Annotated in this window: 12 protein-coding genes; 4 read left to right on the top strand and 8 right to left on the bottom strand. The window is 63.8% G+C overall.

Annotation, left to right across the window (positions count from 1 at the left end):
- Positions 1-41: 41 nt before the first annotated feature.
- Positions 42-1,049, bottom strand: coding sequence for an ABC transporter substrate-binding protein (locus tag RBB18_RS04230; RefSeq protein WP_103762685.1), 1,008 nt, complete (start codon positions 1,047-1,049; stop codon positions 42-44).
- Between the two features lie 206 nt (positions 1,050-1,255).
- Between RBB18_RS04230 and hisN the strand changes: the two genes are divergently transcribed.
- Positions 1,256-2,062, top strand: coding sequence for a histidinol-phosphatase (hisN, locus tag RBB18_RS04225; protein ID WP_274592815.1), 807 nt, complete (start codon positions 1,256-1,258; stop codon positions 2,060-2,062).
- Positions 2,063-2,961: 899 nt separating this feature from the next.
- On the opposite strand, the gene RBB18_RS04220 is transcribed toward hisN, so the two are convergent.
- From RBB18_RS04220 to RBB18_RS04200, 5 genes are all read right to left on the bottom strand, one after another.
- The gene (locus RBB18_RS04220) at positions 2,962-3,318 is read right to left on the bottom strand and encodes a hypothetical protein (protein WP_306110300.1); all 357 of its coding nucleotides are present in this window, start codon (positions 3,316-3,318) and stop codon (positions 2,962-2,964) included.
- Positions 3,319-3,332: 14 nt separating this feature from the next.
- Positions 3,333-3,821, bottom strand: a complete 489-nt coding sequence (locus RBB18_RS04215) for a VOC family protein (protein WP_274592816.1) — start codon at positions 3,819-3,821, stop codon at positions 3,333-3,335.
- A gap of 128 nt (positions 3,822-3,949) precedes the next feature.
- Positions 3,950-4,303 carry a DUF1428 domain-containing protein gene (locus RBB18_RS04210; RefSeq protein ID WP_306110299.1) on the bottom strand — a complete coding sequence of 118 codons (354 nt, stop codon included), beginning with the start codon at positions 4,301-4,303 and terminating at the stop codon, positions 3,950-3,952.
- On the bottom strand, positions 4,300-5,019 hold the full coding sequence (locus RBB18_RS04205; RefSeq protein WP_306110298.1) for a glutathione S-transferase family protein: 720 nt from the start codon (positions 5,017-5,019) through the stop codon (positions 4,300-4,302). Before RBB18_RS04205 ends, RBB18_RS04210 begins: the two co-directional genes overlap by 4 nt.
- The gene (locus RBB18_RS04200; protein ID WP_103762691.1) at positions 5,009-5,443 is read right to left on the bottom strand and encodes a VOC family protein; all 435 of its coding nucleotides are present in this window, start codon (positions 5,441-5,443) and stop codon (positions 5,009-5,011) included. The genes RBB18_RS04205 and RBB18_RS04200 overlap by 11 nt, the downstream gene beginning before the upstream one ends.
- A gap of 67 nt (positions 5,444-5,510) precedes the next feature.
- Between RBB18_RS04200 and RBB18_RS04195 the strand changes: the two genes are divergently transcribed.
- Together RBB18_RS04195 and RBB18_RS04190 are read left to right on the top strand one after the other, a co-directional pair.
- Positions 5,511-6,200, top strand: a complete 690-nt coding sequence (locus RBB18_RS04195) for a helix-turn-helix domain-containing protein (RefSeq protein ID WP_306110297.1) — start codon at positions 5,511-5,513, stop codon at positions 6,198-6,200.
- A gap of 283 nt (positions 6,201-6,483) precedes the next feature.
- Complete coding sequence (locus tag RBB18_RS04190; protein WP_103762693.1) at positions 6,484-6,798, top strand: helix-turn-helix domain-containing protein; 315 nt, start codon at positions 6,484-6,486, stop codon at positions 6,796-6,798.
- A 185-nt stretch (positions 6,799-6,983) separates the two neighbouring features.
- On the opposite strand, the gene RBB18_RS04185 is transcribed toward RBB18_RS04190, so the two are convergent.
- Positions 6,984-13,235: a PQQ-binding-like beta-propeller repeat protein gene (locus RBB18_RS04185; RefSeq protein WP_306110296.1), complete on the bottom strand. Its 6,252-nt coding sequence runs from the start codon at positions 13,233-13,235 to the stop codon at positions 6,984-6,986.
- A 16-nt stretch (positions 13,236-13,251) separates the two neighbouring features.
- Positions 13,252-14,949 carry an RHS repeat domain-containing protein gene (locus RBB18_RS04180; RefSeq protein WP_306110295.1) on the bottom strand — a complete coding sequence of 566 codons (1,698 nt, stop codon included), beginning with the start codon at positions 14,947-14,949 and terminating at the stop codon, positions 13,252-13,254.
- An 80-nt stretch (positions 14,950-15,029) separates the two neighbouring features.
- Between RBB18_RS04180 and RBB18_RS04175 the strand changes: the two genes are divergently transcribed.
- Positions 15,030-15,716 carry a hypothetical protein gene (locus RBB18_RS04175; RefSeq protein ID WP_306110294.1) on the top strand — a complete coding sequence of 229 codons (687 nt, stop codon included), beginning with the start codon at positions 15,030-15,032 and terminating at the stop codon, positions 15,714-15,716.
- Positions 15,717-15,733: the final 17 nt, after the last annotated feature.

Here is a 15,733-nt window from a genome sequence, read left to right as displayed (position 1 = left end):
CGTCAAGTGTCGGGGCGGCCAAGGCCGCCCCAGTCTCGGGCTCAGCGCCCGAATTTTTCTTTCCACTTATCTTTTACGGCCATCTGATCCTCCGCCGCCTTGACGAAGTCAACATCCGCCAGGATCGTCGAGATTTCAGCCGGAAGGCCGGCTTTCTCGGCCGCCTCCGATGCATCGACACCCGGCACAGTGATCAGCGCCTTGTAGGTCTGGTAAAGGCCGATCGCCTCGTCGGACATGGTCCAATCAAGGAAGGCTTTCGCCGCTTCTTTGTTGTCCGAGCTTGCCATCAGTCCCGACGCTTCCAACTCGTAGCCCACACCGCCCTCGGGAAAGACCATCGCCAGCGGGTAGCCTTCCTCGATCGACTGCATCGCGGTGAATGCCAGCGAAATGCCGACTGTATATTCACCCACGCGGGCAGATTTGCATGGTTTTGAACCCGAAGAGGTGTATTGCGCCATGTTGGGATCGACCGCGTCCAGCTGTGCCCAGCCGGCCTCTTCGCCCATGCTTTGCAGCACGGCGTTGACGTGCAGGTAGCCGGTGCCCGAGGAGTTTGGATCGGGCATCAGGATCTCGTCTTTGAATGCAGGGTCTTCCAGGTCGGCCCAGCTTGACGGCATCGGCAGGCCCTTTTCCTCGAGCCGTGCGGTGTTCACGCAGAAGGCGCCCATATAGCCGATTGGGGCGAACCACTTGCCGTCGCCACTGCGGAATTTCTCGGGCAGCACGTCGGAGCCGGCAGCCTCGTAGGGTTCCAGCATTTCAAGGATCTGCGGGTCCATCATCGCACTGACAGCCCAACCCCAGATCACGTCAGCCTGCGGATTCTCGGCTTCGGCCAGCAGCCGCGCACCAAGCTTGCCAGTGGACAAGCGCAGGACATTGATCTCGGTGTCCGGCATGGCGGCCTGTGCCGCTTCCACGTAGGCCGCGATTTCTTCTTCCTCGAGGGCAGTGTAGACGGTCAGTTCATCGGCCAGCGTTGGTGCGGCAAGGCAAAGCGCCGCGATCGACAGCGCGGTGGTCTGTGTCCAGGTGTTCATGGTGATCTCCTTGTTGGTTCAGTTCTGTTGGTCCGGGCCTGTATCCGGAAGACTGCGGACCCTTGCGATGGTCCGTTCTGGTTGCCCGACACGGAATTCGAGTCTGGGGTTATTTGTGTAGTCTTGCGTTTTTGTGGCATTTGTCTACGATAAATTTTCAAAGCGCACCTTCGCGGCCCCCCGTTCCCCGCATTTGAGGAAAAATCATGCAGTCTCTTTCGACCTTTCCGGAAACGGACCGGCTCGCACAGTTCGCTGAAGGTTTGGCCGACGTTACGGACGCCATGGCCATGACCTACTTCCGCAAACCGCTGGAAATCGAGGCAAAGGACGACGACTCGCCTGTCACACAAGCCGACCGCGCCATCGAGGCCGAGATGCGCCGGCAGATCACGCAAGCGTTCCCGACTCACGGCATTCTGGGAGAGGAACAGGCGAGCGCGCGACTGGAGTCCCCGCACATCTGGGTCATCGACCCGATTGATGGCACCAAGAGCTTCCTGTCCGGTATGCCCACCTTCGGCACGCTGATCGCCTGCCTCTCCGATGGCACGCCAGAACTCGGGGTGATCTCGATTCCGCCCACCGGCGAACGCTGGATCGGCCAGCGCGGCCAGCGCACAACACTCAACGGCACGCCCTGCCAGACCAGCGGGCGAACGGCCTTGGGCGAAGCGATCCTCTACACGACCAGCCCGGACAGTTTCGACACGGCCGGACTGGCGCAGTTCGAGAAGCTATCGGAAAAGGCTGCCATGCGACGGTTCGGCGGCGATTGCTACGGCTACGGCCTTTTGGCCGCGGGACATGTCGACCTGCTGTTCGAGATGGACTTGCACCCCTATGACTACATGGCGCTCATCCCGGTGATCGAAGGGGCGGGTGGTGTGATCACCGACTGGCAAGGCGAGCCTCTCACATTGGCATCGGACGGCAAGGTTATCGCCGCCGCCAGCGCTCCCCTACACGCAGAGGCCCTGGCCGCTCTGAGGACAACACCATCCTCCCCATGACCTGCGCAAGCAAGTTGGAATGTTATTGGCCGCAGAAGCCGCTTGCGGCAAAAGGCTGGTCCAAGCCCGCAGCCGACAAATCTATTGAGCGCTTGCGCATCTCCTGACCGTCAATATCGAACGTCAGTTTCTTCAGGTAGAGCTGCCATTTGATCAACCCGAAGTGAACTTCCGCTTCCGGACCTTTATTGCGTGCTATCGCCGATGGAGAGGCTACATGAATACCTTCAACAGGGTATTGAAAACTTGAGGCTCCGTTGACAACGCCCTCAAATCTCGTCTTCTACATCGGATTTCTGGTGCTGCGTGTGATTGCAACAGAGCTTCGGCAATGAAGCGAAAAAATATGGGCGTGGAAGCCGAAATAATTTGCGCTTAAAGCGGCGCCAAGATGCTGATTTTCCACACGTGCGCGCGAAAAAATACGCGCACGCCTACAGATTTTCTAGGGGCGCAGATATTTTTTCGTGCCGCGGAAGGTTGTTTACCACAGATTACCTCTATTTATCAGAGGCTTGGGTGATCTTTTGTTTTCGGAAATTATTTGGGGAGGGGGTGCTCTTGGCCGGATCCGATCGGGCGTCTTCTTTTCGGTTGTCACCTGTCGATTGCTGAATTCTGCCATTGCCCAGGAGTAACCGCTAACTCTCACTTCGCGGAGCTTTTGCCTGATCAGGTAGTTTGCCCTACCGGTCAATTCCTTTTCCACGGGTTGATCAAGTCCGGTGGAAGCGAAGCTGCTAACCTCGCGATTGTGGCCATTCACGGCCCACAGCTGACCTTAGCCGGGATGGTCAACGCTGCGATGTGGCTTCCCTGAAGCGGTCGTCCGTGACCTCGTGCAGGATGCACTGGAAGGCCAAGGTCCGCAGTGTGGGAAACAGCAAAGATCTGGACAATCAATCATAGCTTTTTACTCTCTCGACATGATTGGCTCGGAGGCTCGTGAACTCGAGTACGTGACAGAAGCGGGACGTCTCGCCATTCGCTCGGATCACCTCTCCGCTCGCAGCGCCAACTCTACCGTGGGAGATCGCGTGTTCGACGATAACCTTCGCCGGAGCTCGTTCAGCTGGCAGGGCTTCCAAAACGGCTGTTCTCCCGACGATCCGCCGGGTGGATGAGGTTTCCCATGTTACCGCGGGATCGAAGGCTTCTGGGTCGAATATGCCGGTTTCCAAGGCGATCGCGATATCTTCAACGAAGCGATTCTTCGGAGAGTTCCCGCAGTCCGGGCTGCGGATAACTCGGGGCATCGTGACCTCTTTTCTCAGTTCGCGCCCTGCAAGGCCGCTTCGATGCCCGCGATATCAATCTTTTGCATCTCCATCATCGCGGCCTGCGCCCGCGCCGAAGCGTCCCGGTCCTGATGCGACAGCGCCTCCATCAGGACTCTCGGAGTAATCTGCCAGCGATAGCCCCAGCGATCCTTGCACCAGCCGCACATGATGGGCTCTCCGCCATTGCCCACGATGGCATCCCAGAGCCGGTCCGTCTCGGCCTGGTCCTCGGTATAGACCTGCAGCGAATAGGCATCGTTGGGTTGCACATGCGGACCGGCATTAAGCAGCGCATAAGGCAGGCCGAGAAGCGTCATCTCGACCACCTGAACGGTCCCGGCTGGCGCGCTCGGCGCTCCTTCGGGCACGCGGATCACGTTGTCCACATGGCTGTCCGGGAAGGTGGCGGCATAGAACTCCGCCGCCGCTTCAGCCTCGGTATCAAACCAGAGGAACACAGCCGCCTTTCGTTTCGTCATCGTCTTTCTCCTTTCAAAGGGCAGTTTTGACAGTGCATCGGAGCGTCACGCCGGTATCTGCGGGAGCCGTCCGACACCCGGTCAGAACTGCTGCCCGTCAATTAGCCAGACCTTGCATTGATCACAGTTCAGGCACTGTCCTCGAATATCGGGGTAAAGCCGCCCCACATCATGCGCTTGCCATCGAAGGGCATGTCCATGTCCTGCCAGCGCGGGTCGGTCTGCATGCTGGCGCCGCATTTGTCATGCGTTTCCTTGTCCGGCCAAATCATCCACGAAAAGCAGACGGACTCACCGTCCTCCAGTGCCACCGCGCGATTGAAATCGGTGTGTTTGCCTTCGGGGATCTGATCGCTCCAAGTTTCCATGATCTGCAAGGCTCCGTACTCCCTGAAAAGCGGCCAGGCCTTGCGGGCGCTTGCGATATAAGCCTCCTTGTTCCCGTTCGGGACGGGGGTGAGGAATCCAGCAATATAGGTCATGTCGACTCTCCTTGTATGGCTTGAAGCTCCGCCATCCATGCGTCGAAACCGGGCGGCGGATTACCCGTGAAATCGGCCATTTGCGCGGCCAGTGCTCTCTGAAAGGCGGGCCGTTCCGTGCCCCGCGCGACATAGTCGGCGAGATTGGGGAAGGTTTCGATCAACCCTTCGCCTTCGATGATCCGAAGAACGCTGACCATCATCAGGTCACCCGCGCTGAAGCGGCCCGTGAACCACTCTGCCGCCCCGAGCCGATCCGACGCCCCCTGCAACCGTTCCGCGATCCTCGTGTCAATCCCCGGCAAACGCGGCGCCGACCAGGGTTCGGTGGCCTCGAAGATCGTCGCCATGGAGCGATCCATGATTGGCGGCTCCAGTGTGTTCAGCGCGGCGAAAAGCAATTCAAGCGCGCGCGCGCGCCCGGCGGAGTCCTTGGGGATGAGGCCGGGAAACCGTTCGGCGATATGCCAGACGATGGCGCCGCTTTCAAACAGCGTCAGGTCGCCCTCTTCGTAGGTTGGCACCTGCCCGAACGGTTGCAGAGCACGGTGCGCGGCCTCCTTCTGCTGCCCCTGCGGAAGGCAGCGAACGGAATAATTCTGACCGACCTCTTCCAGCGCCCAGCGAACACGCAGGTCACGGACCTGCCCCTTGGCGAAATCCGGCACCCAATCGAAGGCGGTGATCGTGATCGGGGCGTCCGCCTTAATCGGCATGGGACATCTCCGCCGGCCCCTTCTCGACCGCCTCGGCGCTCATCCACATGGGCTCCCAGATATGTCCGTCAGGATCGGCAAAGCTGCGGCCGTACATGAACCCGTGCTCCTGCACCGGACAAGGATCGCCCGCGCCGCCCGCAGCCACAGCTGCGTCGGTGATGGCATCCACCGCCTCACGGTCCGCACGGCTGATACACAGCAGCACCTGTGCTTCGGTCGCGGGGTCGACCCGGCGCCGGTCGGTGAAGCTCGACCAGAATTCATGGGTCAGCAACATCACCCGGATCTCGTCCGATAAGACCATGCTCGCAGCGAGGTGATTGGTAAATCTGGTATCCTTGGTGAAACCGATCGCCTCGTAGAACGCCATGGAACGCTCGAGGTCTGCCACGGGCAGGTTTATGAAGATCATCTGTGACATCGCGTTACCTCCTGAGTCGCGTCGTCGATATGGACAGGGTACGAGAATGAGATTATAAAAAGCAACCATGAAGTTACAAAAAGAAACCAAATCGGCAAAAAACCCCCATGGCCGCTGGTACGGCGATGCCTGCGGAACGGCTTTCGGCCTTGAGCTTCTGGGAGAACGCTGGTCGCTTCTGATCGTGCGCGAATTGATGTTCGGGCCGCGGCGCTTCAGCGACATTCGCACAAACTTGCCAGGGATCAGTGCCAAGGTGTTGACCGAACGGCTCGCTGGGCTCGAAGCAAACGGCGTGGTCCTGCGCTCGACCGCGCCCGAACCTGCACCTGCACAGCTCTACGGCCTGACCGAATGGGGCTACGCCGCGGAACCGATCATTCAGGAACTGGGCCGGTGGGCCGCCGCCTCACCGTTGCACGATCCAACGCTTCCCCTGTCACCGGCTTCCTTCATGCTATCGCTGCGAACGATGCTCGATGCCGAGTTGGCGCGAAACTTGGAAGCGGAAGTGCTCTTTACCATCGGGACCGCGCAATTCACCGCCCGGCTTGCCAACGGTGCGATGCCCGTAACGCGTGGTGATGCGAGAGAACCCGACTTGCGGTTCGAAGCCCCCGCCGCTCTCTCCCTTGCGGCGGTCTTCTATGGTGGAGCGGCCCCCGAACCGGTTAGTGTGCAGATCACGGGCGCCCCGGACTTGGTTCGCACGTTCATTTCATGCTTCAATCTACCCCCCAAGCACGACCCCGCATAAATGCCAAATGTGTAAGGTGCGGTTGCTCGCGGGACATCCCGTTCGTTAATTATAGCTTCTCTCTGAGCGCTTCGTAAGGCGTCTTGGGTGTGCTTTTTGTAAACTGGATTGGGCGTCCCACGATAAGTGTCGCCCTCGATGCCGCGTCGGGGGCCACACTGGGCTTGGGCATCACACTTGATGGTCGATGTGCGCTACGACCTAACCGATATCCGGGCTATCGTTTTCCTGCATGACGTGGAAGGTGTCAAAAAAACCCGCTGATTTTTCCGGCGAAGTCTGAATGTATGCGGGGCGGGTCGAGGGTGGGACTGATGCGCTTGCCGACCGTTCTCCTCGGCCCGGGTCAATCCGGAGTCGCATACCAAATGATGTCCGTGAAGCCATTTTAGAGTTCGCGCTCGACCACGAAGATCTGACGCCGTGCGAACTGGCGGTCAAATACACCGACGAAAAGCGGAATTTTGCCTCCGGGTCATCAGCATATCGTATCCTCAAAGCCGAAGGTCTGATCACGGCACCAGCCCATGTGGTGATCAAGGCGGCTGACGAGTTCCACGACAAGGCCAACCGCCCGAAGGAGCTCTACTCTCGGTAAATTGCTACGTAATGGCCTGTCGGGCAAAGGCCTGACCGATGTTACCTATTTCAAAGCCATCGCTGGGGTTGGCTCTGTCGCCTACGAAATCGCCTGATCCGTTTTCTTACCTGACTCGCGGGCACAAGAAAGGAATCTGTCAAACAGCTCGACGAAGTGCAAGCGTGCCCCGGGGTCCTGTCAACTTATCTCTGATCAAGCGTCGGCATCCGAAGCAGAAGCTGTCCCGTTGTTTGAGCGAACAACTTGGTGCCATCGTCCGCACACCGCACCACCACGGCCCGCTCGCGTTGCATGAGTTGAACGTCGCCTACGGAGCCATCGCAAGCCTCGACAAGGCTAAATATCAGTGACCCGTTCTCGGTGTTTCGGCCCTGTACTGTGCCGGTGTCCTCACCGGTCAGGAACCAGCTGCCGTCGTCTGCGAAGGCCGCCGCTGTCACGATGCCCTTGCTCGTATTGATGGCACGGGTGCGGAGCACTTCGCCTTCGCCGCCGCTCTGCACCAATTTCGCGTGTCCGGTGGGGTCCCGCTCTATCCGGATCATCCCGTCACTGCTTTGGGCCAACAGCGTGGGGTCCTCCGAGGGCGTGAAATCAAGCATATCTTTCAAGCCGAGCCCGGACGTGATCGTATTGTCCCACACCCGCAGGACCCCGTCGCCCGAGGTGGTGACACGCCAGCGACTGTCGCGCGCAGTGGCTAGTCGGCTCCAGCCCGTGGCGTGGCCGTAATAGGCGCCGGCCAGCGCGCCGCTGTCGCGGGCGTGAAGCAAGACGCCTTGCGTGGTGTCCCCGACAGCGGTCGCGACAAGGTCGCTGTCTTTCAGAAAGGTCTCGTCCACAGCGATGCGGCCCTTCAGCTCCGCACGGCTGCGCCAATCTTCGGTGCTGACGAGGAGCGTGGGCGCGGAAGAGCCCCAGAGTTCGATCGCGAGATCTTGGCCATCGGGAGAAAAGACCATCCGCAAGACCCTGTCCTCGACCTTGTGCAGCAGGGTTCCGTCCGTTGCCGCGTAAATGCCGGCGCTGTGCTCTGACCAGGCAACCGCCACCTGCGTGCCATCGGGCGAGAACACGACAAGCTCTGCCCGCGCGGTGCCCGTCGGACCCTCCAGCCGGGTGATCGGGCTGCGCGTTATCGGGTCGATCAGGCTGACCGCGCCCGGGACGGGCTGGGCAACCGCTGAGAAATCCGGTGCGATGGCGTAGGCGTCGGAACGCGGGTCAGCATCGGGAAAGGAGGCCAGCACCTGGGCACTGTCGGCATCCAGCAGGGTGGGCGGGCCAAGCTCGGGAAAGAGCGCGAAGCGGGAGCCATCGGCGGACCATTGCACGTTCGCGACGTCGCCCTCATTTTCGAGCCGCGCGGTCCCTGTTTCGGCATCCAGTACGACCCCGCCGCCACCTTCCCGGGTGGCCAGGATTTCCGAGCCGTCGGGCCGGATCGCCAGGTGGCCCTTGAATCCATCTTCCAGACGGAAGCGTTCGGCCCAGCCGTCGGTGTCGGTGACCAACAGCATTCCCGTCCAGTCGACCGACACAAGGTAACTGGCATCGGGCGCAAAGCGTATCGTCTCGACCCGGTCGGCATGGGTGTCGATGGTGGTGTGCAAGCCTTCGAGGGCGGCCGCGTTCCAGCGTGCGGCCAACTGGTAGGCGGGCGGCAGCACGTCGGTCAGGTCGCGCCACGCGCGGTCGGCGGCCAGGGCGTCGCCGCGCGCACCGGCGATGCGGCCCAGTTCGATTCGCTGCCGCTCTTCGATGGACAATGCCTCGGGGCTGTCCTGACCGGCCCCGGACTGGTCCAGCAGCGCCTGGAAGGCGAGGGTTTGCCACTGTCCTTTCGGCAGGTCGCTTTCGGCGCCGGGGCCCCAGGGCGTCTCCGCTTCGATAGCGGCGATGACGGCGTCTTGGGGCACGTCGGGCTGGGGCACCTGCCAAAGGCGGGCCGGGCCGCGCCCCGAGGCGGTGGCGAACCATTGCCCGTCCGGCCCCGCGGCCATGCGGACACGCAGCCCGGCCGGGCCGTCGAAGGCCGCGATGGTGGCGCCGGTGGCGGGTTCCGACAGGTTGATCCGCCCGTCCCGCGACAGGGCCGCGACATGACCCGAGCCGGGTAGGAACGTCACCGCCTCGACCGGCGCGGCATGGGCGTCGAGCCGGGCCACAAGCTGGCCGGTCTGCGCGTTCCAGACCGACGCCGCGCCATTGCGGGCGCCGGTGGCCAGCAACGTGCCGGTCTCGTTCGTGGCGATGGCGGTGACCGGCGTGTCATGCGCCTGAAAGATCAGCAGGTCACTGCCGGTGTGACGCAGGACTTCGACCTCGCCCGTGGAAAGACCGACGAAGAAGCGGTCCCCCGAGGCAAGGTAGGCGATGGCGGGATCCTCGTCTGTGACGATCCGGTGGCGGCGCTCGCCGTTCCTGCGATACCACAGGCTCAACCCGGCCTCGTTCTCGCTGAGAAGATATTCGGGGTTGGTGCTGAAATACGAGCGGGCCACCGAGGTTTTGTCGCTGTGGGCGCTTTTCTGAAGGGTTGCGCCGTCCGCCGGATCAAGGATCACCCAGGCGCCGTCAAAGGACTGGTTCAGCTCGCGCGAGCGCATCCCCGCTACCAGTTCGGCGCCGTCGGGCGAGAACCCGACGCTGGTGGCGAACATGCCTTGCCGGACGCTGTGCGACCAGAGCGTTTCGCCGCTTTGAATATCGAGCAGCACGACATCCGAGCCCCCGGCCACCGCGACGCTGCGGCTGTCGGGAGAAAAGGCGATGGCTTGCACGCGCTCGCCGCGCGGGATGACGTCGTGGATTTGGTGTGGCGTGCAGCTTTCTGGGTCCATGAGATGGAGCGTGCCGTCCGCATCGCCCGCTGCAACCAACGCGCCGTCGCCCGAGAATGCGACCGCGTGGCCCGGCCCGTCGGTCAGGGTGCAGGGCTGGACGGTGGCTAGGTCCCAGAAGGTCACCGTGCCGTCGCGGGCGCCGGTGACCAGGCGCAGCGAGTCGGGACCGAAGGCCAGCGTGGTGCCGGCGGTGTCGTGCCCACTGATCGTGGCGATTATCCGTCCGCTGGCGGCATCGGAGATCGACACGTCCCCGGCATCGTCGAGCGCGGCGATCAGGGCGCCATCCGGCGACAGCGCGGTGCCGGTCAACCGCCGGCGGGGCATTTCGGGTGCGGCTTGCAGAACCTGCCCGTCCTGCGGGGACAGCACGACCATGCCGTGATCGGTGCCCAGAAGCAGCGCCTGGCCGCTGTCATCCGACGACACCGAACGTGCCGACCGCTCGGCCCGCCAGGCGATCTCGGGGTCGTCGTCCAGGCGCGCCACGATCACCTCGGCGGCGTCCGTGATAACCGCCAGCGCCCCAGTCGCGCCCAGAAGCGTCGCGCCGGTAACACGGCCCGCGTCACCCAGTTGCTGTCGGGCGGCGCGGGCGCCGGTGCTGTCATCCCACAGCGTCAGATAGCCGTCGCGCGAGACCGTCACCACCTGGCCCCGGTCCGGCAGGAACCGCGCGAAAACCGGCGGCGCGGTGGGCTCGACCAGTTCCAGCACCGAGCTCTCGCTTGCAAGGTTCCAGATCCGCGTGGTGTTGTCGTCGGAGGTCGAAGCCAGCCGGGTGCCGTCGGGTGAATGGAGCAGCTGCGTCACGGCCTGGTAATGGCCCGTCAGCGTGCGTTCCTGGCCGGTTTCGATATCGTGCAGCAGGATCTCGCCGCTGTCGCCCGCGGCGGCCAACCCGGTTCCATTGGGCGACAACGCCAGTGCGCGCACCGCGGTGCCGGGCATGGCGGTGGTGGCGACCGGGGCGCCGGTGGCCTGGTCGCGCAGCGCGATTGTGCCGTCCGGCGCGGCCGAGGCCGTCAGCCCGTCGGAGCCGGTTACGATCACGCTCACCGCATCGGTATGGGCGGGCACCGAGCCCGCTCGCATCGAAGCCAGATTTCGCGCCTGCGAAAAGAGCGCGCCACTGCGGGCGTCGCCCGAGCGGGCATAGGCCGAACCGAGGATCAACATTGCGTCCTGCGGCGCGCCGCCCAGGATCGCCTGGCGGCCCCGTTCAAGGAAAAGCTCGTTCAGGCGGCTGTTCGCGGTGGCCTCGTTTTCGGTGGCGCGGGCGCGTTCGAGTTCCGCCGTGTTGCGTTCGGCCTCGGCGATATCGGCGTTGCGCATGGCCAGCGCGCGCTGGTCGTTGGCCACCCAGGCGGCGCCCATGGCAAGACAGGTCAGCACCGCGAGGCTGGCCATGGCAAGTTGCTTGACCCGGCGGGCGCGTTTCTGGCGGCGTCCCGAACGGACGATGAAGTCGCGCTCATCCTCTGTCAGGTCGAAGCCGCCCTCGGTTTGGAGCGACTGTGCCTCGTCCAGGGCCCGGCCGGGCGGCAGCAGAAGCTGCGTGTCCCGCGACGCCTCTTCCCAGCGGCGCGCGGCATAGGCGAGGCGCGCGCGCATCCGCAAGAGCTCGCGGTCCCGTTCCAGCCACTCGACCAGCCGTGGCCAGGAGCGCAACAGCGCCTCGTGCGACATGGCGACAACAGGCGTGCCCGCGTCATTGGTGCCCGCCACGAAGAGCCGGGCGGCGGTGAAGGCATCGACGAATTCCCGCGCTGGCGTGCCCTCTGCAAAGCGGTCCAGCGCCGCCGGGCGCTTGGTGGCGGCGCGGCCATCCTGAAGGCCGGCATCGACCAACAGGCGCATCACGCGGGGCAGGGCGTCCTGTGCCGCCGGGCTAAGCGACTGAAAGATATCCTCGGCCCGGCGTCCCAGCGCCCCGGCCACGCCGCCGAGGCGGTCATAGGCCTCCCATGTCAGGGCGCCGTTCGGGGCGCGTTCGCGGTAGAGCTCTTCCAGCGTAAATTCCAGCAGTGGCAGGCTGTCGGGCTCTTCCGTGGCCACGTCGCGCAGCGTGTCGTCCAGCCGGGCGCCGGTGTCGGGATGTTCCTCGAAATGCAGCCCGGCGCGGCGGGCGGGCATGCGGATGATCTGGCCGATCTCGGCCGCCGTGGGCGCCGCGAGATCGTATTGGCCGGCCTCGCCCTTCAGCTCGGCCAGCGCGGGATAGGACATGGCGTGGTGATAGAAATCGCTGCGCAGCGTGGCCAGCACGAAGACCCGACCGGTCCGCGCCAGCGCCGCCATGGAAACCAGGAATGCTGTGCGCTCGGCATCGCTGATGGCGCTGTCCGAAAAGAGCTCTTCCAGCTGGTCGGCAAGAAGGACGAGGCGGGCCTGGGGTGGAGCCGAGACGATGGCCTGACGCGCGGTGTCGCGTTCCTCTTGCGGGGCACCCTGCATCCCGTCCAGCACTGTCTGCGCGTCGTCATAGGCCGCCGCCTGCGCCGCCTGTGACAACGCCCCCTTGATCAGCGGCGCGGTCGCGGACGGTGCATCGCGCAGCATCTGGCCCAGTTCCTTGACCGTCGTGCCGTCGCTGGTCAGCTCCGGCAGCGCATGGGGGGCGACAAGGGCGGTTGCGAAGGCGTCGAAAAGGTCTCCACTGGCCGCACTGGGTCGGAAGATCGCGCGGCGCCAGAGGCCCACGCCCTCGATCACGCCCGGCTCGACCAGCAGGGGCAGCACGCCCGCGCGCACCAGGCTGGACTTGCCGCCGCCGCTGCGCCCCAGCACCAGCGCGAAGGCCTGGCCGCTGGCCGATTGCCGGCGCAGGTTGGCCAGCACCTGCGAAATCGCTTGGGTACGGCCATAAAAGACCGGCGCATGTTCGAACTCGAAGGTTTCCAGGCCCCGGAAAGGCGAGCCTTCCCAATCCGGCGCGTCGCCGGTGCCCGGGTCGGCCGCCATCGCCGCGGCGGCGTCGGGGTCGAGCCCCATGTCGCGCAGGCGGCGCTGGATCAGCTTGTCGAGATGCATCTCGAACGCGTCCTCGAATTCGGCACTGTCGCCGAAGGAATGGAACGCGGCCATCAGCGAGCCATCCTGATCATGGAACCACTTCTGGATGAACCCGTCGAGTGCGCGCTTCTGGCGCAGGCGTTCCTCGGCCTCGACATCGTTGGCCAGGCTGATCAGCGGTTCGGAGATCTTGCGATAGACCAGCAGGTCAGGCCGGCCCGTGCGCTTGAGGGCCTCGAAGGCGTCCTCGAACTCGAACTCGGTGCCGCTGTCGTACCGGGTGCCGTCGTCGCGGGTGATGTGGGCGGGCAGGCGGGTGCCAAGCCGGGACCACAGCACACAGACCACGATATCGGTGGCCGACGGCTTTTCGATCTGGTCCTGAAAGGTGCTGGAGGCCAGCAGCGGCTCGTGTTCCCAGATCACCGGCGTGATCCGGGCCACCGGCGCGTAGCGGTCTGTCAGGCGCGCCAGCACCCTGTTGGCCAGCACGCGTTCCTCGTTGACGTCACCGGGCGAGGACAGAAAGATTTTCAGTTCGGGCCGCGCCTCGGCGCTGGTCGTGTCTTGCATGGTCCGTTTCCCGGGGTCAGAGGCTGAAGTCGATGCCGGCGGGCTGAACGAGCGACAGCAGCGCCTGGAAGGATTGCGTCACGCGCAGGGCCATGGCGTGGCCCGCGTCGCTTTCGACGTTCTCGATCTCGCCCGACGCGTCGTATTCCACGTCGATGGCACCAGTGCCCAGGATCTCGATCCGGATGGGCTTGCCCGTCGCGTTGTAGGTAAAGCGCATGACTTGGCCATCCTGGTCGATGATCCGGTCAATCCGGTCCTCGCGGGAATATTCCAGTTCGACGGTTCGCCCATTGTCGTCCGAAGCTTTGACGAGGTTGCCGCGGTAGTCATAGCTGTATTCCGAGCGGGTTGTGCGCTCGGTGCGCTCGTCAAAGGTTTCGACGGAGGCAATCTTGTCGCTGCGCGGATCGTAGGTCAGCCGGGTCTCGACGCCATCCTGCCGCTTCATAGTCATCTGGCAGCGGTCGTTATAGTCGAACTCGGCCATCCGGTCGCCGCGCCGCTTCAGCGTGGGCTGGCCGCAGGCGTGATAGCGCCATTCGGACTCTACCCCGTTCTGCGCGATCAGCTGGCGGGAGGTGTAGCGTTTGCCGAAGGCGTCGGCACTGATCTCCCATTCCTCGCGGCGGGTGCGGGATGGGGTCTCGGCATCGCCGGAGGCGTAGGTCCGTGTTTCGGTGTAGTAGCTTTCCACGACATCGGAATCGCTGATGGGCAGGTCGCCGTAGTCGTAGCGCGTCATCGTGCCGTTACGCTCCACGGTGCGGGCGACGTGGCTGTCGTCCGTGTAGCCGATGCGATAGCTACTATCGTCGGTGTAGAGAATGGCCGTCATGTTGTCGCGCTCATCGTAGTCGAAGCGATAGACGTTGCCTGCCATGTCCCGGCTGCGGATCAGCCGGCCATCGGTATCATAGTTGTATTCGGTGTAAGCTGCCTCGTCGCCTTTGCCCTGGCGCAGGGAAAGAATCCGGCCTTTGGAATCGGTTTCCGCCCGGAACGGGTCGAAGTCAACGGGAATGATCTCGCGCAGGTGTCCCTTGGCGTCATAGCGCAGGCGGAAATGATAGGGCACGCCGTCATTCGTGCTGGCCCGTTCCTCGATCAGGTTTCCTTGCAGGTCGAAGCGCATCATCTTTCGGTTCGACCGATAGTAATAGCCGGCGGTTTCGCGGGTGATGACCGCGCCAGCCTCGCCCATGTCGCGCGAGCGCAGCTCGGTGCCGACGGGGATGTCGGCTGCGGGAACCAGCCCACGCTGCAGCAGGTCTCGGTAGCGCGTCCGGCGCGTTTCGGAATCGCGGGCCAGCATGCTGCGGGCGGCGCGGGCGGCATTGTCCGAGGCAAAACGTCCGGTCCGCTCGTAGGCGGCGAGCATCGTGTCAAGCATCGCGTCGAGGTCGGTATTGGAGCGGTATGGCGACGAGAAGATCTTGGTTGAGCCAGACCCGATATAGGTCAACTCCACGCTGCCATCTCCGAGAATCTGCAACCGGGTCTCCAGTTCGGAGCCCCAGCCGGAGCCGAACCATCCGCTGCCCGAGGCGCGTGAATTGTAGGTTCGCGTCAAACTGTAGGCCCCGTCCCCGAGGTAAATATCGGTGTAGCTGATGTAGAAATTGCCGTTTTTCAGGTTCACTCCGGCTTGCGCCAGCGTGGCGCCAAGGGCGATCAGAAAGGAGGTGGCAAACGATAATAGTTTTAACTTCATACTAACTTTCCCCGGCGAGAAAACGATTTGCACCTTGGGGACCCCGACCGGAACTTGCATGGGAATTGCGGATCGTGTCAATGTCCGCCTCGGATTTTAACGAAAACGGTGCGGCGCGCACCGATGCAGGAACGATGACGGGCCAAGCCGCAGGGATCACGATCGGGGTGACCGGACACAGGCCGAACCGGCTGCCCGCGGGATGGGAGGCCGCGTTGGCGCCCGCACTCGGCGCATTGCTGGACCAGGTGCGGCCGCAGGGCGGATTCGAACTGCTGACCGGGCTTGCGGCCGGGACCGACAGCGCGGCCGCCCGCGCCGCACGGGACCGGGTCGGGCGCGTGCATGCGGTGCTGCCGTTTCCGGCTGCCGTCTATGCCGAGGATTTCGCGCAAAGCGCTGAACGCGACACGTTCGACGCGCTGCTGGCAGAGGCCGACCGGGTGACCGAACTGCCCGGCACACGTGACCGCGCGCAGGCGGCTTATGCGGCGCTCGGTGCGTACCTGGTGCGGCATGCCGATCTGCTGCTGGCGGTCTGGGACGGGCAGGCGGGCCGGGGCCCCGGCGGCACTGCGGACGTGATCGACCACATGCTCAAGGCCGGCCGTCCGGTCCTGCATCTGCGCCCCGGCGCGCCGGCCTCGGAGGCCACGCTGCTACACCTTGCGCCCGGGCAGACCCCGCCGCATGTCACCGAGCGGCCAGTCGCCAGCCTGTCGCCCGCCGATTTCCAGGCGCTGCTGTCCGCCTCCGCCGGGACCTGAACGCTTCACCTCATTGC

The sequence above is a fragment of the Roseovarius sp. MMSF_3298 genome (genome assembly GCF_030733705.1).
Classification (GTDB): domain Bacteria; phylum Pseudomonadota; class Alphaproteobacteria; order Rhodobacterales; family Rhodobacteraceae; genus Roseovarius; species Roseovarius confluentis.
This window is presented reverse-complemented; position numbering and strand designations above follow the sequence as displayed.